Source organism: Vreelandella piezotolerans (assembly GCF_012427705.1).
In the GTDB taxonomy this organism is placed as follows: domain Bacteria; phylum Pseudomonadota; class Gammaproteobacteria; order Pseudomonadales; family Halomonadaceae; genus Vreelandella; species Vreelandella piezotolerans.
The window spans coordinates 1,106,642-1,124,089 of record NZ_CP048602.1 but is presented as its reverse complement, the minus strand read 5'-3'; the positions used below and the strand labels follow the sequence as shown (position 1 = coordinate 1,124,089).

At 59.4% G+C, this 17,448-nt stretch carries 12 protein-coding genes; 3 read left to right on the top strand and 9 right to left on the bottom strand.

Going from position 1 to position 17,448, the window contains the following annotated elements; genetic code table 11:
• Positions 1 to 19 precede the first annotated feature (19 nt).
• The 4 genes from GYM47_RS05200 to GYM47_RS05185 all read right to left on the bottom strand — a co-directional run bounded on the left by GYM47_RS05200 (position 20) and on the right by GYM47_RS05185 (position 4,582).
• Positions 20 to 1,294 carry an ABC transporter substrate-binding protein gene (locus GYM47_RS05200; RefSeq protein WP_153842320.1) on the bottom strand — a complete coding sequence of 425 codons (1,275 nt, stop codon included), beginning with the start codon at positions 1,292 to 1,294 and terminating at the stop codon, positions 20 to 22.
• A 171-nt stretch (positions 1,295 to 1,465) separates the two neighbouring features.
• Positions 1,466 to 2,869, bottom strand: coding sequence for an ATP-binding protein (locus GYM47_RS05195; protein ID WP_231125535.1), 1,404 nt, complete (start codon positions 2,867 to 2,869; stop codon positions 1,466 to 1,468).
• Between the two features lie 74 nt (positions 2,870 to 2,943).
• On the bottom strand, positions 2,944 to 3,669 hold the full coding sequence (locus GYM47_RS05190) for a response regulator (RefSeq protein WP_153842319.1): 726 nt from the start codon (positions 3,667 to 3,669) through the stop codon (positions 2,944 to 2,946).
• Between the two features lie 115 nt (positions 3,670 to 3,784).
• The gene (locus GYM47_RS05185; RefSeq protein ID WP_139525444.1) at positions 3,785 to 4,582 is read right to left on the bottom strand and encodes a Cof-type HAD-IIB family hydrolase; all 798 of its coding nucleotides are present in this window, start codon (positions 4,580 to 4,582) and stop codon (positions 3,785 to 3,787) included.
• Positions 4,583 to 4,762: 180 nt separating this feature from the next.
• Here GYM47_RS05185 and GYM47_RS05180 point away from each other — a divergent pair, with 180 nt between their 5' ends.
• From GYM47_RS05180 to GYM47_RS05170, 3 genes are all read left to right on the top strand, one after another.
• Positions 4,763 to 6,703 (top strand): exoribonuclease II, encoded by a 1,941-nt coding sequence (locus GYM47_RS05180; protein ID WP_139525670.1) that lies wholly within the window; start codon positions 4,763 to 4,765, stop codon positions 6,701 to 6,703.
• 134 nt (positions 6,704 to 6,837) lie between these two features.
• Positions 6,838 to 7,956 (top strand): N-acetylglucosaminyl phosphatidylglycerol synthase, encoded by a 1,119-nt coding sequence (locus tag GYM47_RS05175; protein WP_153842318.1) that lies wholly within the window; start codon positions 6,838 to 6,840, stop codon positions 7,954 to 7,956.
• Positions 7,934 to 8,971: a glucosaminyl phosphatidylglycerol flippase gene (locus GYM47_RS05170; RefSeq protein WP_153842317.1), complete on the top strand. Its 1,038-nt coding sequence runs from the start codon at positions 7,934 to 7,936 to the stop codon at positions 8,969 to 8,971. Before GYM47_RS05175 ends, GYM47_RS05170 begins: the two co-directional genes overlap by 23 nt.
• A gap of 65 nt (positions 8,972 to 9,036) precedes the next feature.
• Here GYM47_RS05170 and sucD read toward each other — a convergent pair whose 3' ends face one another.
• From sucD to GYM47_RS05145, 5 genes are all read right to left on the bottom strand, one after another.
• The gene (sucD, locus tag GYM47_RS05165; protein ID WP_044627828.1) at positions 9,037 to 9,909 is read right to left on the bottom strand and encodes a succinate--CoA ligase subunit alpha; all 873 of its coding nucleotides are present in this window, start codon (positions 9,907 to 9,909) and stop codon (positions 9,037 to 9,039) included.
• Positions 9,909 to 11,075: an ADP-forming succinate--CoA ligase subunit beta gene (gene sucC / locus GYM47_RS05160; protein ID WP_016914526.1), complete on the bottom strand. Its 1,167-nt coding sequence runs from the start codon at positions 11,073 to 11,075 to the stop codon at positions 9,909 to 9,911. The genes sucD and sucC overlap by 1 nt, the downstream gene beginning before the upstream one ends.
• A gap of 165 nt (positions 11,076 to 11,240) precedes the next feature.
• Positions 11,241 to 12,680: a dihydrolipoyl dehydrogenase gene (lpdA, locus tag GYM47_RS05155; RefSeq protein ID WP_139525441.1), complete on the bottom strand. Its 1,440-nt coding sequence runs from the start codon at positions 12,678 to 12,680 to the stop codon at positions 11,241 to 11,243.
• A gap of 112 nt (positions 12,681 to 12,792) precedes the next feature.
• Positions 12,793 to 14,352, bottom strand: coding sequence for a 2-oxoglutarate dehydrogenase complex dihydrolipoyllysine-residue succinyltransferase (gene odhB / locus GYM47_RS05150; protein WP_153842316.1), 1,560 nt, complete (start codon positions 14,350 to 14,352; stop codon positions 12,793 to 12,795).
• Positions 14,353 to 14,390: 38 nt separating this feature from the next.
• A complete protein-coding gene (locus GYM47_RS05145; RefSeq protein ID WP_153842462.1) occupies positions 14,391 to 17,225 on the bottom strand; it encodes a 2-oxoglutarate dehydrogenase E1 component in 2,835 nt (944 codons plus the stop codon).
• Positions 17,226 to 17,448: the final 223 nt, after the last annotated feature.

The following is a 17,448-nucleotide window of genomic DNA, read 5'->3' as shown; positions in this document are numbered from 1 at the left end:
ATTGCCAATGGTGCCGCGCTTAGAACGAGGCAGCTTCTGCGGCGCTGACCAGTCGCTGGGCCGCTTCTTCGGCGGGCATATCGGCGTCGTTGAAGTAGTTGGTCACGACGTCAAAGATGGCTCCCTGAACGTCGGCACGTACGGCCATACCGTGAGCCATACTGGGCACTAATCCGCCTTCATCGGCAGTGCTCTGGAAATCGTCCATTGACTGCTGGGCGCAGCTATCGAACTCGCTCATATCCAGGTCAGGGCGCGCGGGAATGGAGCCTTTGGCAAGGTTGAAGGCTTCCTGGAAGGTGGGTTCAAGCACCAAACGCGCCAGCGTGTGCTGAGCTTCACGCTCGGCATCATCGGACACGCGGAACATCGCCAGGCTGTCGATGTTGAAGGTAAAGGCGTCTTCGGTGCCCGGAGCGGCGGTGCACAGGTAGTCTTCACCGGCGGTCATGCCTGCAGCGGTGAACTCCCCCTTCGCCCAGTCACCCATCAACTGGAAACCAGCCACGCCCTCGATCACCATCGCGGTGGCAATGTTCCAATCGCGGCCCGGCATGCCTTCGTCCATCAGCTCGCGCAGGCGTTTGAAATCTTCCAGTGCGGCGACCATCTGCTCGCCTCCCAGGGCTTCTGGGTCTAGCTCCACCAGCGCCTGCTGATAGAACTCGGTGCCTTGACTACCTAACACCACGCTTTCAAACACGGTGGCGTCCTGCCAGGACTGGCCACCGTGGGCGAGCGGCACAAAGCCTGCTTCACGAATCGCTTCCCCGGCGGCAAACAGCTCGTCGAGGGTGGTGGGCATTTCTACGCCAGCGGCTTCCAGCACGTCTGGGTTGGCCCACAGCCAGTTAACCCGGTGTACGTTTGCGGGCACGGCTACGTACTGGCCGTCATAACGCATAATATCGGCCACAATTTCTGGTAACAGGTCGTTCCAGCCTTCGGCATCCGCCACTTCATTTAAGTCACCTAGCAGGCCAAGCTCGCCCCACTCCTGAATTTCCGGGCCTTTAATTTGCGCGGCGGAGGGTGGGTTACCTGACATGGCACGGGATTTGAGCACTGTCATGGCGGTTTCACCGCCACCGCCGGCCACAGCGAAATCCTGCCAGCCGTAACCTTCGGCTTCGAGTAGCTCTTTGAGAACGTTGGCTGCGCGGGCTTCACCACCGGACGTCCACCAGTGCAGCACTTCGACCTCATTGGCCTGCGCGGTGCTTGCCAGGGCCGTACCGGCGGCAAGGGCCAGCGCGAGGGCGGATTTTTTGAAGACGGGTAACAAATGACGCATGAGTTGCTCCTGCTGTTGTTTTTATAGGGATAACGATGATGGGTAAACGGCGAGAGCGCCGTTTTTATCGCGGTTATCGCGCCGCGCTTCGTGGAGAGGCGGCTCATCGCAGAGTACGTCACCTGCGCCCACAACGGGAGTTACCGAGTCCTGCATAGTGTTAGCGATTTATTACAAGTCTGTAACGCTGGTTTGGCGAGGCAGCGTAAGCGTGGCCAGCAGGCCGCCTACGGGGTGGTTGGCAAGGGTAATATCGCCCCCATGGGCACGGGCGATATGCCGCGCAATGCCTAGCCCCAGGCCGCTTCCACCGGTGTGGCGGCTTCTGGACACCTCCAGGCGTACAAAGGGTGAAAACACGCGGCCAAGCTGATCCTCAGGAATGCCAGGGCCACTGTCGTGAATATGTAGGCGCACCACGCCCGACTGCTCTTCCAGCGTTACCCTCGCCCGCTGGCCGTAAAACACCGCATTTTCTAACAGGTTCGCCAGGCAGCGCTTCATCGCCAGCGGCTTGACCGTGAGTGGCGCCACCTGCCCGGCCACCTGCACGTCGCCCCCCTGCAAGCGCAGCGCCTCGGCCAGTTCAATCGTGAGCGCGTAGAGATCCGTTGGCTGCGGCTCTTCATGCAGGTCTAACCCCTTGACCGAGGCCAGCGCGCCTTTGACCAGCTCGGACAGCTCGTCCAGCGAGGCGCAGAAGCGCTCACGCTGTATTGGGTCATCGAGCATTTCAGCCCGTAAGCGCATGCGGGTAATCGGCGTTTTCAAGTCGTGGGAGATCGCTGAGAAGAGCCTCTCGCGCTCCTCCACCTGCTCGCGAATACGCCGCTGCATACGATTGAACGCCACGGCGGTAGCTGCTACTTCCTTGGGGCCACTCTCTTTCAGCGGCGGGCTATCCAGGTCGTCGCCGAGCTGACGCGCCGCCCGAGAAAGTCTAGCCAGCGGTCTCGTGACGCTGGTAATACTCAATAACGACAGCGCCAGCACGGTGAGCAGCACGACGATGCCCGCCAGCAGCCGCTCTTCCGAGAGCCAGCGGTAGCCGCTGAAGATATCCGGGACGCCCAGCAGCGTGGCCACATAGAGCCAAGTATCCGGGGCCAACTCCAACTGCACCACCAGAATCGGCGGCGATAGCGGCTCCATCAACAGGCTATGCTGGCCCCAACGGGGCGGCAGATCGTGGAGCAGCACTTCGTTATTGAATACCCGCAGCGTTTCCGGGCGGGAAAACTCCACCACCACATCGTCAATCGAGAGCTGCTGAGTCAGAATGGTGCGAACGTTATTCACCACCACTGCTTTTTCCGGACCGTTGCCGATGTCCACTACGGGGATACGCCGCTCGTTCACACTGACAAAAAAACGCGTGCCGCCCATGCTACGCAGCTGATCCAGCACGATATGCCGATAGTCCACCGGCAGCGAACGGAAAAATTTCATGGTGGAGGCAATGCTAAACGCCATATTGCTGGAGAGCTCATCGAGCTGTTCAAGCTGGCTGGCGCGCACTTGAGAGGTCCAGATGGTATAGCTGGCCACCTGAGCGGCCAGCACCCCAGCAATCATGATGATGACAAAGCGCCCGCGCAGGCTGCCGGGCAGCCAGCGTGAACGTCGTTTCAGCCAACGTCGCCACGCCCTCACGACGTTGGTTCTACCCGGGCCGTGAGCACGTAGCCCGCCCCGCGTACGGTACGAATCAACTGTGAATGCTGGGCATCCTCACCTAGCCGCTGGCGTAGCCGACAGACGTGCACATCAATCGAACGATCCAGCGGCGGCGCATCACGGCCTCGGGTCAAGGTATAGAGATCATCGCGAGTGATCACCTGGGCGGGACGCTCCAAGAACACCTGAAGCAGCTGAAAATCTGCCCCCGACAGCGCGGTGCGCTCGCCGTTGTGACCGACCAGTTCCCGCGTCATGCGGTCGAGTTGCCACTCACCAAAGCGTACCCAACGCGCTTCATGAGGGGCGGCCGCCGAGGCAGCCGTGCGCGTGCGGCGCAGTACCGCTTTGATACGCGCCAGCAGCTCACGAGGGTTGAAGGGTTTGCCGATATAGTCGTCGGCCCCTAATTCCAGCCCCAAGATGCGGTCGGTATCGTCGGCGCTGGCGGTGAGCATGATGATCGGCGTGTCGCTGGTTTTGCGCAGCTCCCGGCAAATGGTGAAGCCGTCATCCCCCGGCATCATCACATCGACGATCAGCAAATCGGGTGTTCGCTCGGCAAGCTGTGAGTAAAGCGTGTTCGCGTCTTCGGCGGTCCGCACGTGGTAACCGTGTCGCCCCAGGTAATCCGCCAGTAGCTCGCGGATTTCCGGATCATCGTCGACCACCATCAAGGTCGCAGGTGTGGTAGTCATCGTAGAAAGGGCCCCTAGGTTATTATCGTTTTAGGGGCTAGATGATGGTGGAGCGTATCGCCTACCGCAAGCGGCTCTCGACTAAGGTGGCAGAGTGATAATGGCAGCAAAAATGCTAAAGCCCAAAGCGCTGCTTCAGGAACGACGCCACCGCCGCTTCGCCGTGGTGGCCGATGCGCTGGGCTCTTGGCACGCGATCGAACAGCGCCGGATGGGCGTTGGCCATCACCTGGGCTTCACCTGCCAAGGTAAGCATTTCAGTGTCGTTGAGGTTATCTCCGAAGGCTAAGCAGTCGGCGGCGGTGAGCCCCAGCGACTCCAGTAGCGCCGCCAATGCCACGCCTTTGTTGACCCCGCCCGCCATGATCTCTAACGAGTCCACCGTGGAGTAGGTAATGTGCAGCCCATCGCCGTGGGCGGCCTGGGCCTGAGCTTCCAGCTCTGCTAGCGCTTCCGGGTCGCCTAAATAGAGCACTTTACCCACGCCGTTGGCGTCCATCTGATCGGGCGGCACGACCTCATAGCGAAAGCCCGTTGAGGCATGTAATGACAGCAGATGTGGCGCGTGGGCATCCACATGCCAGCCTACCTCGCGGTAAAGACTGAGACGCACTTGGGGTGGTCGGGGTAATTGAATCAGCGTGCGGGCATGAGCCGGATCGAGATGGGACGCGCTGACCAAGCTATCCGCGGGATCATGGGTGTACGCCCCATTAGTACTGATCAGGTGGGCAGGGACGCCCAATTCGTCACGGAATACGCGCATATCGTGGTAATGGCGGCCGGAGGCCAGCGCCAGATGGTGCCCCTGCTGTACCAGCCTACGCAGCACCTCGACGGTGCTGTCATGTAACCGGTGGTCGCTGCCCAGCAGCGTACCGTCTAGGTCGGAAACGATCAGGCGTGGGGTCATAAGCGCGCTCCTTGTACGTTAGTCGCCTTAGCGGTCGATCTACTCAGCTTAACCGATTCAGCCAAGCGTAAGTAAGCCATTGACCTGTCGTGCCCACCGCCACTTCCCCCAGGGCAACGATTGGCGCGGCCAGTGGGAATCCGTATAGTGGCACCCTACTCTCGCCAACTGATCGAACACATGCTTCAAAACAACTCCCTGCTTGCCCAGCTCAAGCAACAGATCCGTGAAACGACTCCTCGCGCCGAAGGGGTGATCAAAGCTACCGAAAAAGGCTTTGGGTTTCTTGAAACCGACAGCGGCGACTCCTATTTCGTGCCACCTCCCGCCATGAAGCAGGTACTGCACGGTGATCGCGTGGAAGCCGTCATACACGAAAACGGCGATAAGAAGTCGGTCGAGCCGGAAAAGCTCATCGAAGCCGGTTTGGACCGCTTCGTTGCACGTGTGCAAAAACGCGACGGCCGCCTGGCGGTGGTGCCGGACCACCCTTCGATTCGCAACGTGTTGAAAGCACGTATAAAAAACAGCCTCGACGAAAATAGCATTGGCGATGGCGACTGGGTCGTGGCGCGCTTGGTACGCCACCCACTAAAAGAGAACGACCGCGGCTTCTTCTCCCAGATCGATGAGTTGGTGGCCAAAGCCGACGACCCTGCCGTACCTTGGCGCGTGACGCTTGCTCGCCACGCGCTGGAACAAGAGTGCCCGGATGCTGGCAGCGATTGGCCGCTACGCGACGAGGGACTGACGCGGGAAGACCTCACCGCACAGCCCTTCTTTACCATCGACGGCGAAAAGACGCGAGACATGGACGATGCCCTATATGTGGTGGCCCGTCCCGAAGGCGGCTGGCAGTTGAGCGTGGCCATTGCCGACCCCACCGCCTATGTGGAAGAGGGCCACGCCGCCGATCTGGAAGCGCGCACTCGCGCATTTACCGTCTACCTGCCGGGCCAGAACGTCACCATGCTGCCCGAGCAGTTGGCGGACGACTTGTGCTCGCTGTGGGAAGGCCAAGAGCGCCCAGCCCTTGCCTGCACGCTGACCATTCATGCCGACGGCAGCCTGGGCGACTACCGCTTCTTCGCGGCCAACGTGACGTCCCACGCGAAGCTGGTGTACGAGCGCGTCTCCGACTGGATCGAAGGCCAGGGCGACTGGGCACCGGCCGAGGAGATTGCCGAGCAGCTGAAGGCGCTGCAGGCCTTGACGGAAGCTCGCACTGCATGGCGTAACGAGCACGCACTGGTCTTCAAAGATCGTCCTGATTACGTCTTCGATCTGGATGAAGCGGGCAACGTGCTGGGCATTCGCACCGAAGACCGCCGCATTGCCAACCGCATGATCGAAGAGTCGATGATTGCCGCCAACGCCTGCTGCGCGGACTTCCTGGCCAGCCATATCGGCCACGGCATCTTCAACGTCCACCGCGCTTTCGAGCCGGAAAAAGCCGAAGCGGCCCAAGAGTTCCTCGCCACTCAGGAAATCGTCGTCGATCAACAGGCCTTGACCGAACTGGCTCACTATAAGGAACTCAAGCGTGCGCTTGAGAGCCGCGACGACGCTTGGTTGGATGCGCGCCTACGCCGTTTCCAGGGCTTCACCAGCATGTCGGCCCAGCCTGGCCCGCATTTTGGGCTGGGGCTGCCCGCCTACGCCACCTGGACCTCGCCGATTCGTAAGTACGGCGATATGGTCAACCACCGCTTGATCAAGCGTGTGCTCAAGGGCGAGCAGGCTCCGGCAGAAGCCAGCCAGCAGCTCACCGAGCAGCTCACCGAGCGCCGCCGTCTGAATCGTATGGCTGAACGCGACGTAAAAGATTGGCTTTACGTGCGCTACCTGACCCCGGCGGCGCAGAATCAGGACACCTTCGACGCCGAAATCATGGCGATCAACCGTGGCGGTATGCGGGTTCGTCTGATAGAAAACGGCGCGACGGCGTTCGTGCCCGCCCCCTTGATGCACAGTGACCGCGATAAAGTGGTCATCGATGACAAAGAGGGCCGCATTCAGATCGAGGGCGAGGAGCGCTTCAAGCTGGGCGATAGCCTGCGTGTCTCACTGACCGAAGCTCGCGAAGAGACACGATCGCTGGTCGCCAAACCTGCTGCCTAAACGCAGCCAACACGTGTTCGCGCCACGGCTTTGCCGTGGCGTTTTTATTTCTGCTGCACGGTGACGTTGTCGCAGAACTGACTTATTTCTACCCTAAGGTAAGTCGATGACACTCATGTGGCTCGGAGGTTACCTTGCACATCGCCGATGTGACCATGTTCCACGCCCCGGCAAGTGGCGGCGTTCGCACCTACTTACAGGCTAAACATCGCGTGCTTTCGCGCAGCCCCAACCTGCGAACCAGCCTGCTGGTGCCGGGGGCCGAACGCGATAGTTTGGGCGACCACCATACGCTGCCGGCGCTGCACCTGCCGCTTGGGCAGGGTTATCGATTTCCGCTGCGCCGCCGTCCTTGGCGAGAAGCCTTGGTAGACCTCTCACCCACGTTGATCGAAGCAGGTGATCCGTATGTGACCGCCTGGGCCGCGCTAGAGGCTGGCCAGCGGCTAGGTGTGCCAGTGGTGGGTTTCTACCACTCCGACTTACCTAACTTAATGGGGGACCGTTTTGGACGACACGTCCACCAACGGCTGGTTCGCTACGTGGTAGATCTGTACCAGCGCTTCGATAGCGTACTCGCCCCCTGCCACGCCATGGCCAACCGTCTCACCGAGTGGGGCGTACCCAACGTACGCGTGCAGTCGTTAGGGGTCGATTTAGTGCAGTTCCACCCTTCAAGGCGCGACCCTGGCTTCCGTGCAGCCATGGGTGTACCTGACGATAAGAAACTACTGATATTCGTCGGTCGCTTCTCGCGAGAAAAGAACATCGACGTTTTACTCGCCACCATGCGGGCGCTGGGCAGCGACTATCATCTGTTACTAATGGGGCCGGGCATGCCAACGCAGGTGCCCAGCAATGTCACGGTGGTGAACCGCTGCTGCGGCAGCCATGAAGTGGCAAGAGCGCTGGCCAGTAGCGATGCGTTACTGCATGCCGGCACCCGCGAAACCTTTGGGCTAGTGGCTCAGGAAGCGATGGCCAGCGGCCTGCCAGTCATTGGTGCGCGGGCGGGTGCGCTGATCGAGAACGTACCGCTGGGCGCGGGCGTGCTCTGCCAGCCGCTGGACCCAGATGCCATGGCTGACGCCTGCGCCGCACTATTTAGCAACGACATCGCCGCGAGCGGTCGCTATGCGCGCCACTATGTCGAGCGACAGTTCAGTTGGGATAGCGTGATTGGCTCGCTGCTGACGCACTACATCGACCTATGCGGACTCGAACAGCCCGATGCCCGTGCCGTCCGCCGCTAACGCCCAACGGCTGCTACGTTTTCGTCCGCTACACGGTGTGTTGCTGCTCGCTGCCCTGGTGGCACCGCTGGTGCTCACCTCACTGGCCGGTGGCAGCCGTGCGTTCGACCATGTGGCGCAATTCCCCATTGGCTTGCTGGTTCTGATGATCGCCATGGCGGCGCTGTGCTGGAACTTGAACGCCGCCCGGCTACGCCTGATGCTGAACGGCCGCGCTGGCCAGCTTGGACAGCGCGGCGCGCTGGGCATCGAGCTGGCAGCGAAGTGCGCGCTCTGCGCGACGCCAGGCGGCAGCGGCGGTCCGGCCACCCTGCTGTTACTGCTTGCCCAGCGGGGATTTTCACCCTCGAAAGGCACCGCCGTATTTCTCATCGACCAGGGCTGTGACCTGCTGTTCTTCCTAGTGATGCTGAGCGGCTTGGTGGCGATGTCGGTAGTCGGTGATGCCCAGTGGCCGCACCAGGGCCTGGTACAGCTTTCATTGCTGGGATTGGCGCTGCTAGCCGTAGGCGTCTCGCTGATCATGGGATATTTACCCAAGCTGCTACGGTCGCGTCGTCAGTGGCTGGCTTGGCTACGCCCAAGCCGACGGCGCTGGCTGGTCAGGCGACTGTTACGCTGCCGCCATGCGTTGCGTATGACGTTAGCGCTCCCCAAGGGCACGCTGGCAGCAATGCTGGCGCTGACGACCCTGCACTGGCTACTGCGCTACAGCTTGCTTTACCTAGCAGTGATTGGCATCGGCGGGCATGCCGACTGGCTGTGGACGTTTTTGACTCAGATGCTGGCCATGGCCGCCAGCCAGTTCAGCTTTCTGCCTGGCGGCGCGGGAGCGGCTGAAGTGGGGGTGGGAAGCTTGCTGCTGCCTTTGATGAGCAGGGAGCAGGCCGCTGCCGCTGTGCTGGTTTGGCGGCTGATTAGCTACCACCTTTACCTCGCCGCCGGCGCGCCGCTGCTACTGCTCTACAGCGCGCGTCTGCTGCGTCAGCGCAAGCCGCCCCACCGCTTTCCTTGACCCTCACGAACGCAAAAAGGGCACCCGAGGGTGCCCTTTTCAGCGTCATGAAAAAAGTGCGCGGCTTACCAGCCGGTGACTTCTTTCAACGCATCGCCAATTTGCGCCAAAGAACGAACGGTTTTGACACCGGCGTCTTCTAGAGCCGCAAATTTTTCATCGGCAGTCCCTTTACCACCAGAGATGATGGCACCCGCGTGGCCCATACGCTTGCCAGGAGGTGCCGTCACGCCGGCAATGTAGGAAACCACCGGCTTCGACACGTTGGCTTTGATGTAAGCCGCGGCTTCTTCTTCGGCGGTGCCGCCGATTTCGCCGATCATCACGATTGCTTCGGTTTTCGGGTCTTTCTCGAACATCTCCAGGATGTCGATGAAGTTAGAACCCGGAATCGGGTCGCCGCCGATACCGACACAGGTAGACTGACCGAAACCGTGATCAGTGGTCTGCTTAACGGCTTCATAGGTCAGGGTACCAGAGCGAGACACGATACCGACGCGGCCTGGCTGATGGATGTGACCCGGCATGATACCGATTTTGCACTCACCGGGAGTGATCACACCCGGGCAGTTCGGGCCGATCAGGCGTACGCCCAGCTCGTCGCATTTGACTTTTGCGTCGAGCATGTCGAGGGTCGCGATGCCTTCGGTGATGCACACGATCAGCTTGATGCCAGCATTTGCAGCTTCAAGGATCGAGTCTTTGCAGAACGGTGCCGGTACGTAGATCACGCTGGCCTCTGCACCGGTTTTCTCGACCGCTTCTTTCACGGTGTTGAAAACGGGCAGGCCCAGGTGCGTCTGGCCGCCTTTGCCCGGCGTGACACCACCGACCATCTGCGTGCCATAGGCAATCGCCTGCTCGGAGTGGAACGTGCCCTGGCCACCGGTGAAACCTTGGCAGATGACCTTGGTGTTCTTATCGATCAGGATGCTCATTACTTGCCCTCCGCTGCTTTGACAACCTGCTGAGCCGCGTCGGTCAGACTGGTAGCAGCGATGATGTTCAGACCGCTAGACGCCAGTTTCTCAGCGCCCAATTCCGCGTTGTTACCTTCCAGACGTACGACCACCGGGACGTTGACGCCCACTTGCTCGACGGCACCGATGATGCCTTCCGCAATCATGTCGCAACGAACGATACCGCCGAAGATGTTCACCAGAACGGCTTTGACGTTGTCGTCAGACAGGATGATCTTGAACGCTTCTGCAACGCGCTCTTTGGTCGCGCCGCCGCCAACGTCCAGGAAGTTAGCGGGCTTGCCGCCACTCAGGTTGACGATATCCATGGTGCCCATGGCCAGGCCTGCGCCGTTCACCATGCAACCGATGTTACCGTCGAGGGCAACATAGTTCAGTTCCCACTTCGCCGCGTCGGCTTCACGCTGATCTTCCTGGGAAGGATCGCGCATGGCCTGCAGGTCTGGATGACGGTACAGGGCGTTGCTGTCGAGCCCCAGTTTGGCATCCAAGCAGTGCAGGTTGCCTTCGTCAGTGATGACCAGCGGGTTGATCTCGAGCAGTGCCAGATCTTTGTCGTGGAACAGCTTGGAGAGACCCAGGAAGATCTTGGTGAACTGTTTCACCTGATCGCCTTCCAGACCCAACGCAAAGGCCAGCTCTCGCGCTTGGTAGGGCTGTGCGCCGACCAGCGGATCGATTTCCGCTTTGAGGATCTTCTCAGGCGTCTCTTCAGCAACGGTTTCGATCTCGACACCGCCCTCGGTGGAAGCCATGAACACGACGCGACGAGTGGTACGGTCAACGACCGCGCCCAAGTAGAGCTCGTCGGCGATGTTGGTGCAGGTCTCTACCAGAATCTTGGCAACCGGCTGACCTTTTTCGTCAGTCTGGTAAGTCACTAGGTTCTTGCCCAGCCACTGCTCGGCGAAGGTTTTGGCTTCTGCCGGGTCTTTGATCAGCTTGACGCCGCCCGCTTTACCGCGGCCGCCAGCGTGAACCTGGGCTTTGACGACCCACATGTCGCCGCCGATTTTTTTACACGCTTCTACAGCTTCTTCGGGAGTGTCCACGGCAAAGCCTTTGGACACTGGCAGACCATAATCGGCAAACAGCTGCTTGCCTTGATACTCGTGAAGGTTCATCGATTCATGCCATTGGTTGCATGTGACTCGAACGATGATCAGCTGGCGTGACAGTGTATCTGTACCGCCCTGACCATCCCCGTACTTTCAGTGGCCAGCACATTACCGCGCGGGGCTGAAAGTGTTGCGCCACCTGACGGTGGCGCTTGGTTGTTGCTTAGCGAATTACTTGCGCTTCTTACGGTTCGCCATATGAATCGCATGGCCTTCTACCGCAAGAGCAGCTTCGTGCACGGCTTCCGACATGGTCGGGTGCGCGTAGCAGGTCAGCGCGAGGTCTTCGGCGCTAGAGCCGAATTCCATCGCAATCACGCCTTGAGCGATCATTTCACCGGCGTGCTGACCGACGATGTGCATACCGAGGATACGATCCGTTTCCGCATCGGCAATGATCTTGGCGCTACCTTCGGTGGCATTGTTCGCCATGGCACGGCCGCTGGCGGCGAATGGGAAGCTGCCGGTTTTGACCTCAATGCCTTTGGCCTTGGCATCTTGCTCGGTCATACCGACCCACGCCACTTCCGGGAAGGTGTAGATCACGTTCGGGATGGTGTCGTAGTTCATCTCGGCTTTGTGGCCAGCGATGATGTCCGCCACCATGATGCCCTCTTCGGACGCTTTGTGCGCCAACATCGGGCCGCGTACACAGTCGCCGATGGCGTAAACACCCGGCACGTTGGTACGGCACTGGTCGTCGACGAAGATGAAACCACGCTCGTCCAGCTCGACGCTCACGCCATCGGCAATCACGCCTTTGGTGTAGGGGCGACGGCCAACGCAAACGATCAGCTTGTCGAAGGTCATCTCTTGTTCGCCGTTGGCATCGGTGTACTTGACGACGACTTCGTCACCGTTCGCTTCCGAACCGGTCACACGGGCACCCAGTTTGATGTCCAGCCCCTGCTTCTTGAGCAGTTTCTGGGTCTCTTTGGCAATCGCGGTGTCGACCATCGGCAGGAAGGAGTCCATCGCTTCCAGGACGGTGACTTCAGAACCCAGACGGTTCCATACGCTGCCCAGCTCCAGGCCGATGACGCCCGCGCCAATGACGCCAAGACGCTTCGGCGTTTCCTGAAATTCCAGGGCGCCGGTGGAATCGACGATTAGGCCTTCGGTCAGCGGGGTCGGCGGAATTTCCACTGGCACGGAGCCTGCCGCGATGACGATGTTATCGGCGTCATAAGTCGTGGTATTGCCGTCGAGGTCGGTGACTTCGACTTGCTTGCCAGAGATGACTTTACCGGTACCTTCGATGGCCGTAACACCATTGGCTTTGAACAGGCCAGAGATGCCGCCGGTCAAGTTCTTAACGATCTTGTCTTTGCGCGCCATCATCTTCTTGACGTCCATGGTCACGTCGCCGGCTTCGATACCCATGTCGTCGAAATCGTGCTTGGCTTCGACGAACTTGTGCGAGGCTTCAAGCAGCGCTTTGGACGGGATACAACCGACATTCAAGCAGGTACCGCCGTGAACGACGTTACCTTCTTTACCGATCCATTTTTCAACACAGGCGGCTTTCAGACCCAGCTGCGCAGCGCGGATAGCCGCTACGTAGCCACCAGGGCCTGCACCAATAACGATCACGTCAAACTTGTCAGCCATGTTGGCTCCTTTAGCTTGGTGGCCTCCTCCCGGGTGGATGACAGCGGGTAGGAGGCTGTGTGCGATTAACTCAGCGTGCTCAACACTAGCGAAGGCGGATCAGCGCGCTTCGTTATACGTCCAGCAGCAGACGAGCCGGGTCTTCCAGCAGCTCTTTAATCGTAACCAGGAATTGTACCGCGTCTTTGCCGTCGATCATGCGGTGGTCGTAAGACAGTGCCAGATACATCATCGGGCGAATTTCGACCTTACCGTTCACCGCCATCGGACGTTCCTGGATCTTGTGCATCCCCAGGATAGCGGTTTGCGGCGGGTTGATGATCGGGGTCGACATCAGCGAGCCAAAGATACCACCATTAGTGATGGTGAAGGTGCCGCCCTGCATTTCGTCGATGCCGAGCTTACCGTCACGCGCACGCTTGCCAAAGTCGACGATCGTCTTCTCGACGTCGGCAATTTTCATGCTGTCAGTGTCACGCAGAATTGGCACCACGAGACCACGATCCGTCGATACGGCAACACCGATGTCTTGGTAACCATGGTAAACGATATCGGTGCCATCGATAGAGGCGTTGACATCCGGGAAGCGCTTGAGAGCTTCGGAGGCGGCTTTTACGAAGAAGCCCATGAAGCCAAGCTTGGTGTCGTGGGCCTTCAGGAAGGTATCTTTGTACTGGGCACGCAGCGACATCACCGCACCCATGTCCACTTCGTTGTACGTGGTCAGCATGGCAGCGGTCTGCTGTGCTTGAACCAAACGCTTGGCGATGGTTTGACGCAGACGGCTCATCGGCACGCGCTTCTCGGCACGCTCACCCTCGACCGCTGGCGCAGCAGCGGCTTTAGCGGGTGCAGAGGACTTAGCCGCTTTCTTTGCCGAGCCCTCTTTGACGGCTTTCTGAACGTCTTCTTTCAGAATACGGCCGCCTTTGCCGGTACCTTCGATCTTGGACACGTCCAGATCGTGCTCAGCCACCATTTTACGTGCCGCCGGTGCCAGGATCTTGTCGCCGACTTTCTCGTCAGCGCCGTCGTCGTCGCTGCCGGACTTGTCTTCGGTGCTCGGTGCGCTGGCTTCGTCGCTGCCACCGCCTTCGACGAAGGTCGCCAGAATCGCTTCCGACTCTACCTGACTGCCCTCTTCGGCCTTGATCTCTTGCAGCGCACCGTCGGCCGGTGCCACGACTTCGAGTACGACCTTGTCGGTTTCGATGTCGGCGAGTACTTCGTCACGCTTGACCGCTTCGCCAACTTTTTTGTGCCACGTGGCAACGGTGCCTTCCTGGATCGATTCAGGGAAGCTGGGGGCTTTTACATCGTGCTTTTTACCGCCGCCAGCAGGCTTAGACTCTGCTTTTGGTTCGGTTTTTTCAGTACTGCTATCGCTTGAAGCGCTCTCTTTAGAAGAGCTATCTTCTTTGCTGGCAGACGCGTTGCCTTCGCCAATTTTGCCCAATACTTGCTCAGACTCGACGGTATCGCCCTCTTCGGCCATGACGTCGGTCAGGGTACCCGCTTCCGGTGCGACGACTTCGAGCACCACTTTGTCGGTTTCGATTTCAACAATCAGCTCGTCGCGTTCGACGCTGTCACCCGGCTTTTTATGCCACGCGGCCACAGTGCCCTCGGCAACGGATTCCGGAAAGGTTGGCGCTTTGATCTCAGTAGCCATGTCGTTTCCCTTATGTGTTCTCTAAACCCGGTGGGCGCTTATAGGTTAAAAGCGTCTTCCACCAGCTGGCGCTGCTGTTCAGTGTGGACGGACATGTAGCCCGCTGCCGGAGCAGCCGAGGCAGGACGCCCTGCGAATTTCAACTCACGTCCAAGGCCATCTTTCAACATATCGGCCACGGTACGCATGTGGTGCTGACTGGAGTACCAGGCGCCTTGGTTCAGCGGCTCTTCCTGACACCATACGATGTCTTCCACATTGGCATACGCCTGGAGCACTTCCAGAAGCTCTTCTTTCGGGAAGGGATAGAGCTGCTCTAGACGAATGATCGCCGTGTCGTCACGCTCGTTTTCAGCGCGCCAGTTGGCCAGATCGTAGTAGACCTTGCCTGCGCACATAATGACGCGGGTGACGTTGTCGGCGTCGAGATTCGCTTGATCCGGCAGTACCATGTGGAACTTGCCGTGGGCGAGATCTTCCAAGCTCGACACTGCTTCTTTGTGGCGCAGCAGCGACTTAGGCGACATGACCACTAGCGGTTTACGCAGCGGACGAATCACTTGGCGGCGCAGCAGGTGGAAAATCTGCGCTGGCGTCGTCGGTACGCACACCTGCATGTTGTGCTCGGCGCACAGCTGCAAGAAGCGCTCTAGACGGGCAGAAGAGTGCTCGGGCCCTTGGCCTTCATAGCCATGAGGCAGCAGCATGGTCAAGCCGCACAGGCGACCCCACTTGGTCTCACCGGAAGAGATGAACTGGTCGACCACCACTTGAGCGCCGTTGAAGAAGTCACCGAACTGCGCTTCCCAAATGACCAAGTCATTCGGGGCGGTGGTCGAGTAACCGTATTCGAATGCCAGCACGGCTTCTTCCGACAGGAAGGAGTCGTGGATGGTAAAGCGCGGCTGACCGTCGGCCATATTCTGCAGCGGTACATAGGTCGACCCGTCTTTCTGGTTGTGCACGACCGCGTGACGGTGGGAGAACGTCCCACGCCCCACATCCTGCCCGGTGATGCGGATAGGATGACCTTGGTCGAGCAACGTGGCGTACGCCAGGGTTTCTGCAAAGCCCCAGTTGAGCCCCATGCCGCCCGCCTGCATTTTACGGCGGTCTTCGTAGATTTTGGCGACCTGGCGCTGAACGTCGACACCGTCCGGTATTTCACACATCTTCGCCGCTAGCTGCTGAAGACGCTTCATATCGAAGGTGGTGTCGGCGTCACCGGTCCACTCGTGGCCAAGGTAAGGCGCCCAATCCACGAATAGTGAGGTGTTGGGCTCTTGGACCAGCGCATTGGCAACATGATTACCTGCAACAAGGTCATCACGGTAGGTTTCTACCATGGCCTTGGCATCGTCTTCAGTGATGACGCCCTGCTCGACCAAACGCTGCGCGTAAAGCGTACGTGAGGAAGCGTGGTCTTTAATCTTGGCGTACATCATTGGCTGCGTGCCTGACGGCTCGTCTGCCTCGTTGTGACCACGGCGACGGTAGCACACCAGATCGATCACGACGTCTTTCTTGAACTGTTGACGATAATCCAGCGCTACTTGTGTCGCGTGAATCACGGCATCAGGGTCGTCGCCGTTGACATGGAAGATCGGCGCCTGAACCATTTTGGCAATGTCAGTACAGTATTCCGTAGAGCGCGCGTCCAAGGGGTTCGAGGTGGTGAAGCCCACTTGGTTATTGATGACGATGTGCACCGTGCCGCCCGTCTTGTAAGCACGGGTCTGAGACATCTGGAATGTCTCCATCACCACGCCCTGACCGGCGAATGCAGCATCACCATGGACGTTGATGGGCAGTACTTTGCTGCCTTCGTCATCGTTACGACGATCCTGGCGAGCGCGTACAGACCCTTCGACGACCGGCGCAACGATCTCCAGGTGCGACGGGTTGAACGACATGGCGAGGTGGACTTCCCCACCCGGTGACATGACGTTCGAGCTAAAGCCCTGATGATATTTGACGTCGCCGGAGCCACGCTCGATGACTTTCTTGCCATCGAACTCGTCGATCAAATCCGCTGGGTTTTTACCCAAGATATTGACCAGCAGGTTCAAGCGACCACGGTGGGCCATGCCGATGACGACTTCTTTGGTGCCGTAACCACCGGCGCGCTGAATCAGCTCGTCCATCATCGGTACGAACGACTCACCACCCTCCAGACCGAAGCGTTTGGTGCCCGGGTACTTGGACGCTAGGTAGTTTTCTAATCCTTCCGCTGCGGTCAACCGCTCCAGCACGTGCTTGCGCACGTCATCGCTGAACTTGGGTGCGCTGCGTACCGATTCGAACCGACGCTGTAGCCAGCGCTTCTCTTCGGTATCGACGATGTGCATGATCTCGCAACCGATGGAGCGACAGTAGGTCTGCTCCAGCGCGTCGACGATGTCACGCAGCGGCGCTTTATCGATACCCAGGAAAAACGAGCCGGTTTGAAACTCGGTGTCGAGATCAGCTTTGGAGAGCTGGTGGAACGACAGGTCGAGGTCGGGAACGGGAGTGGGATTACGCAGCCCAAGCGGGTCGATATTGGCCTTCTGATGGCCACGGAAGCGATACGCGTTGATCAGCTGCAGGACTTTGACCTGCTTCTTGTTCTCACCGCTGTCGGAGGCGGCAGCTACCCGGCCCGGGCGGCTTTCACGGCCCAGTTGGTAGAACTGATCACGAATGGGGCTTAGTGGAACATCGTGGGAGGCACTGCCCTCAGGACGCGGCAGCTGATCAAAATAGCTGCGCCACTCGTCTGAGACAGAATCAGGATCGGCGAGGTACTGCTCGTAAAGCGCTTCCACGTAGTGGACATTGCCACCACTAACGTGAGAGGAACGCCACATCAACTCCATTATGCCTTGTTGCATCTCTCGGTCACCCTGCACTGATGGGGTGGTATCGGCATCGCTGCATGCATGCAACGACATCGCTATTGCCCTGCCGGCGGGGCGGGACGTTTGCCGGCGGCGCCGACCGGAGGCCGGAAGCCCTTGTTCATACACGTGGTTAAGACCACGTAGTTGCGACGCGTTTCTCATTCAGTTCATGCTCAAAAGCCGGTACTTAAAGCACCGGCTTTTAAACTTGGCT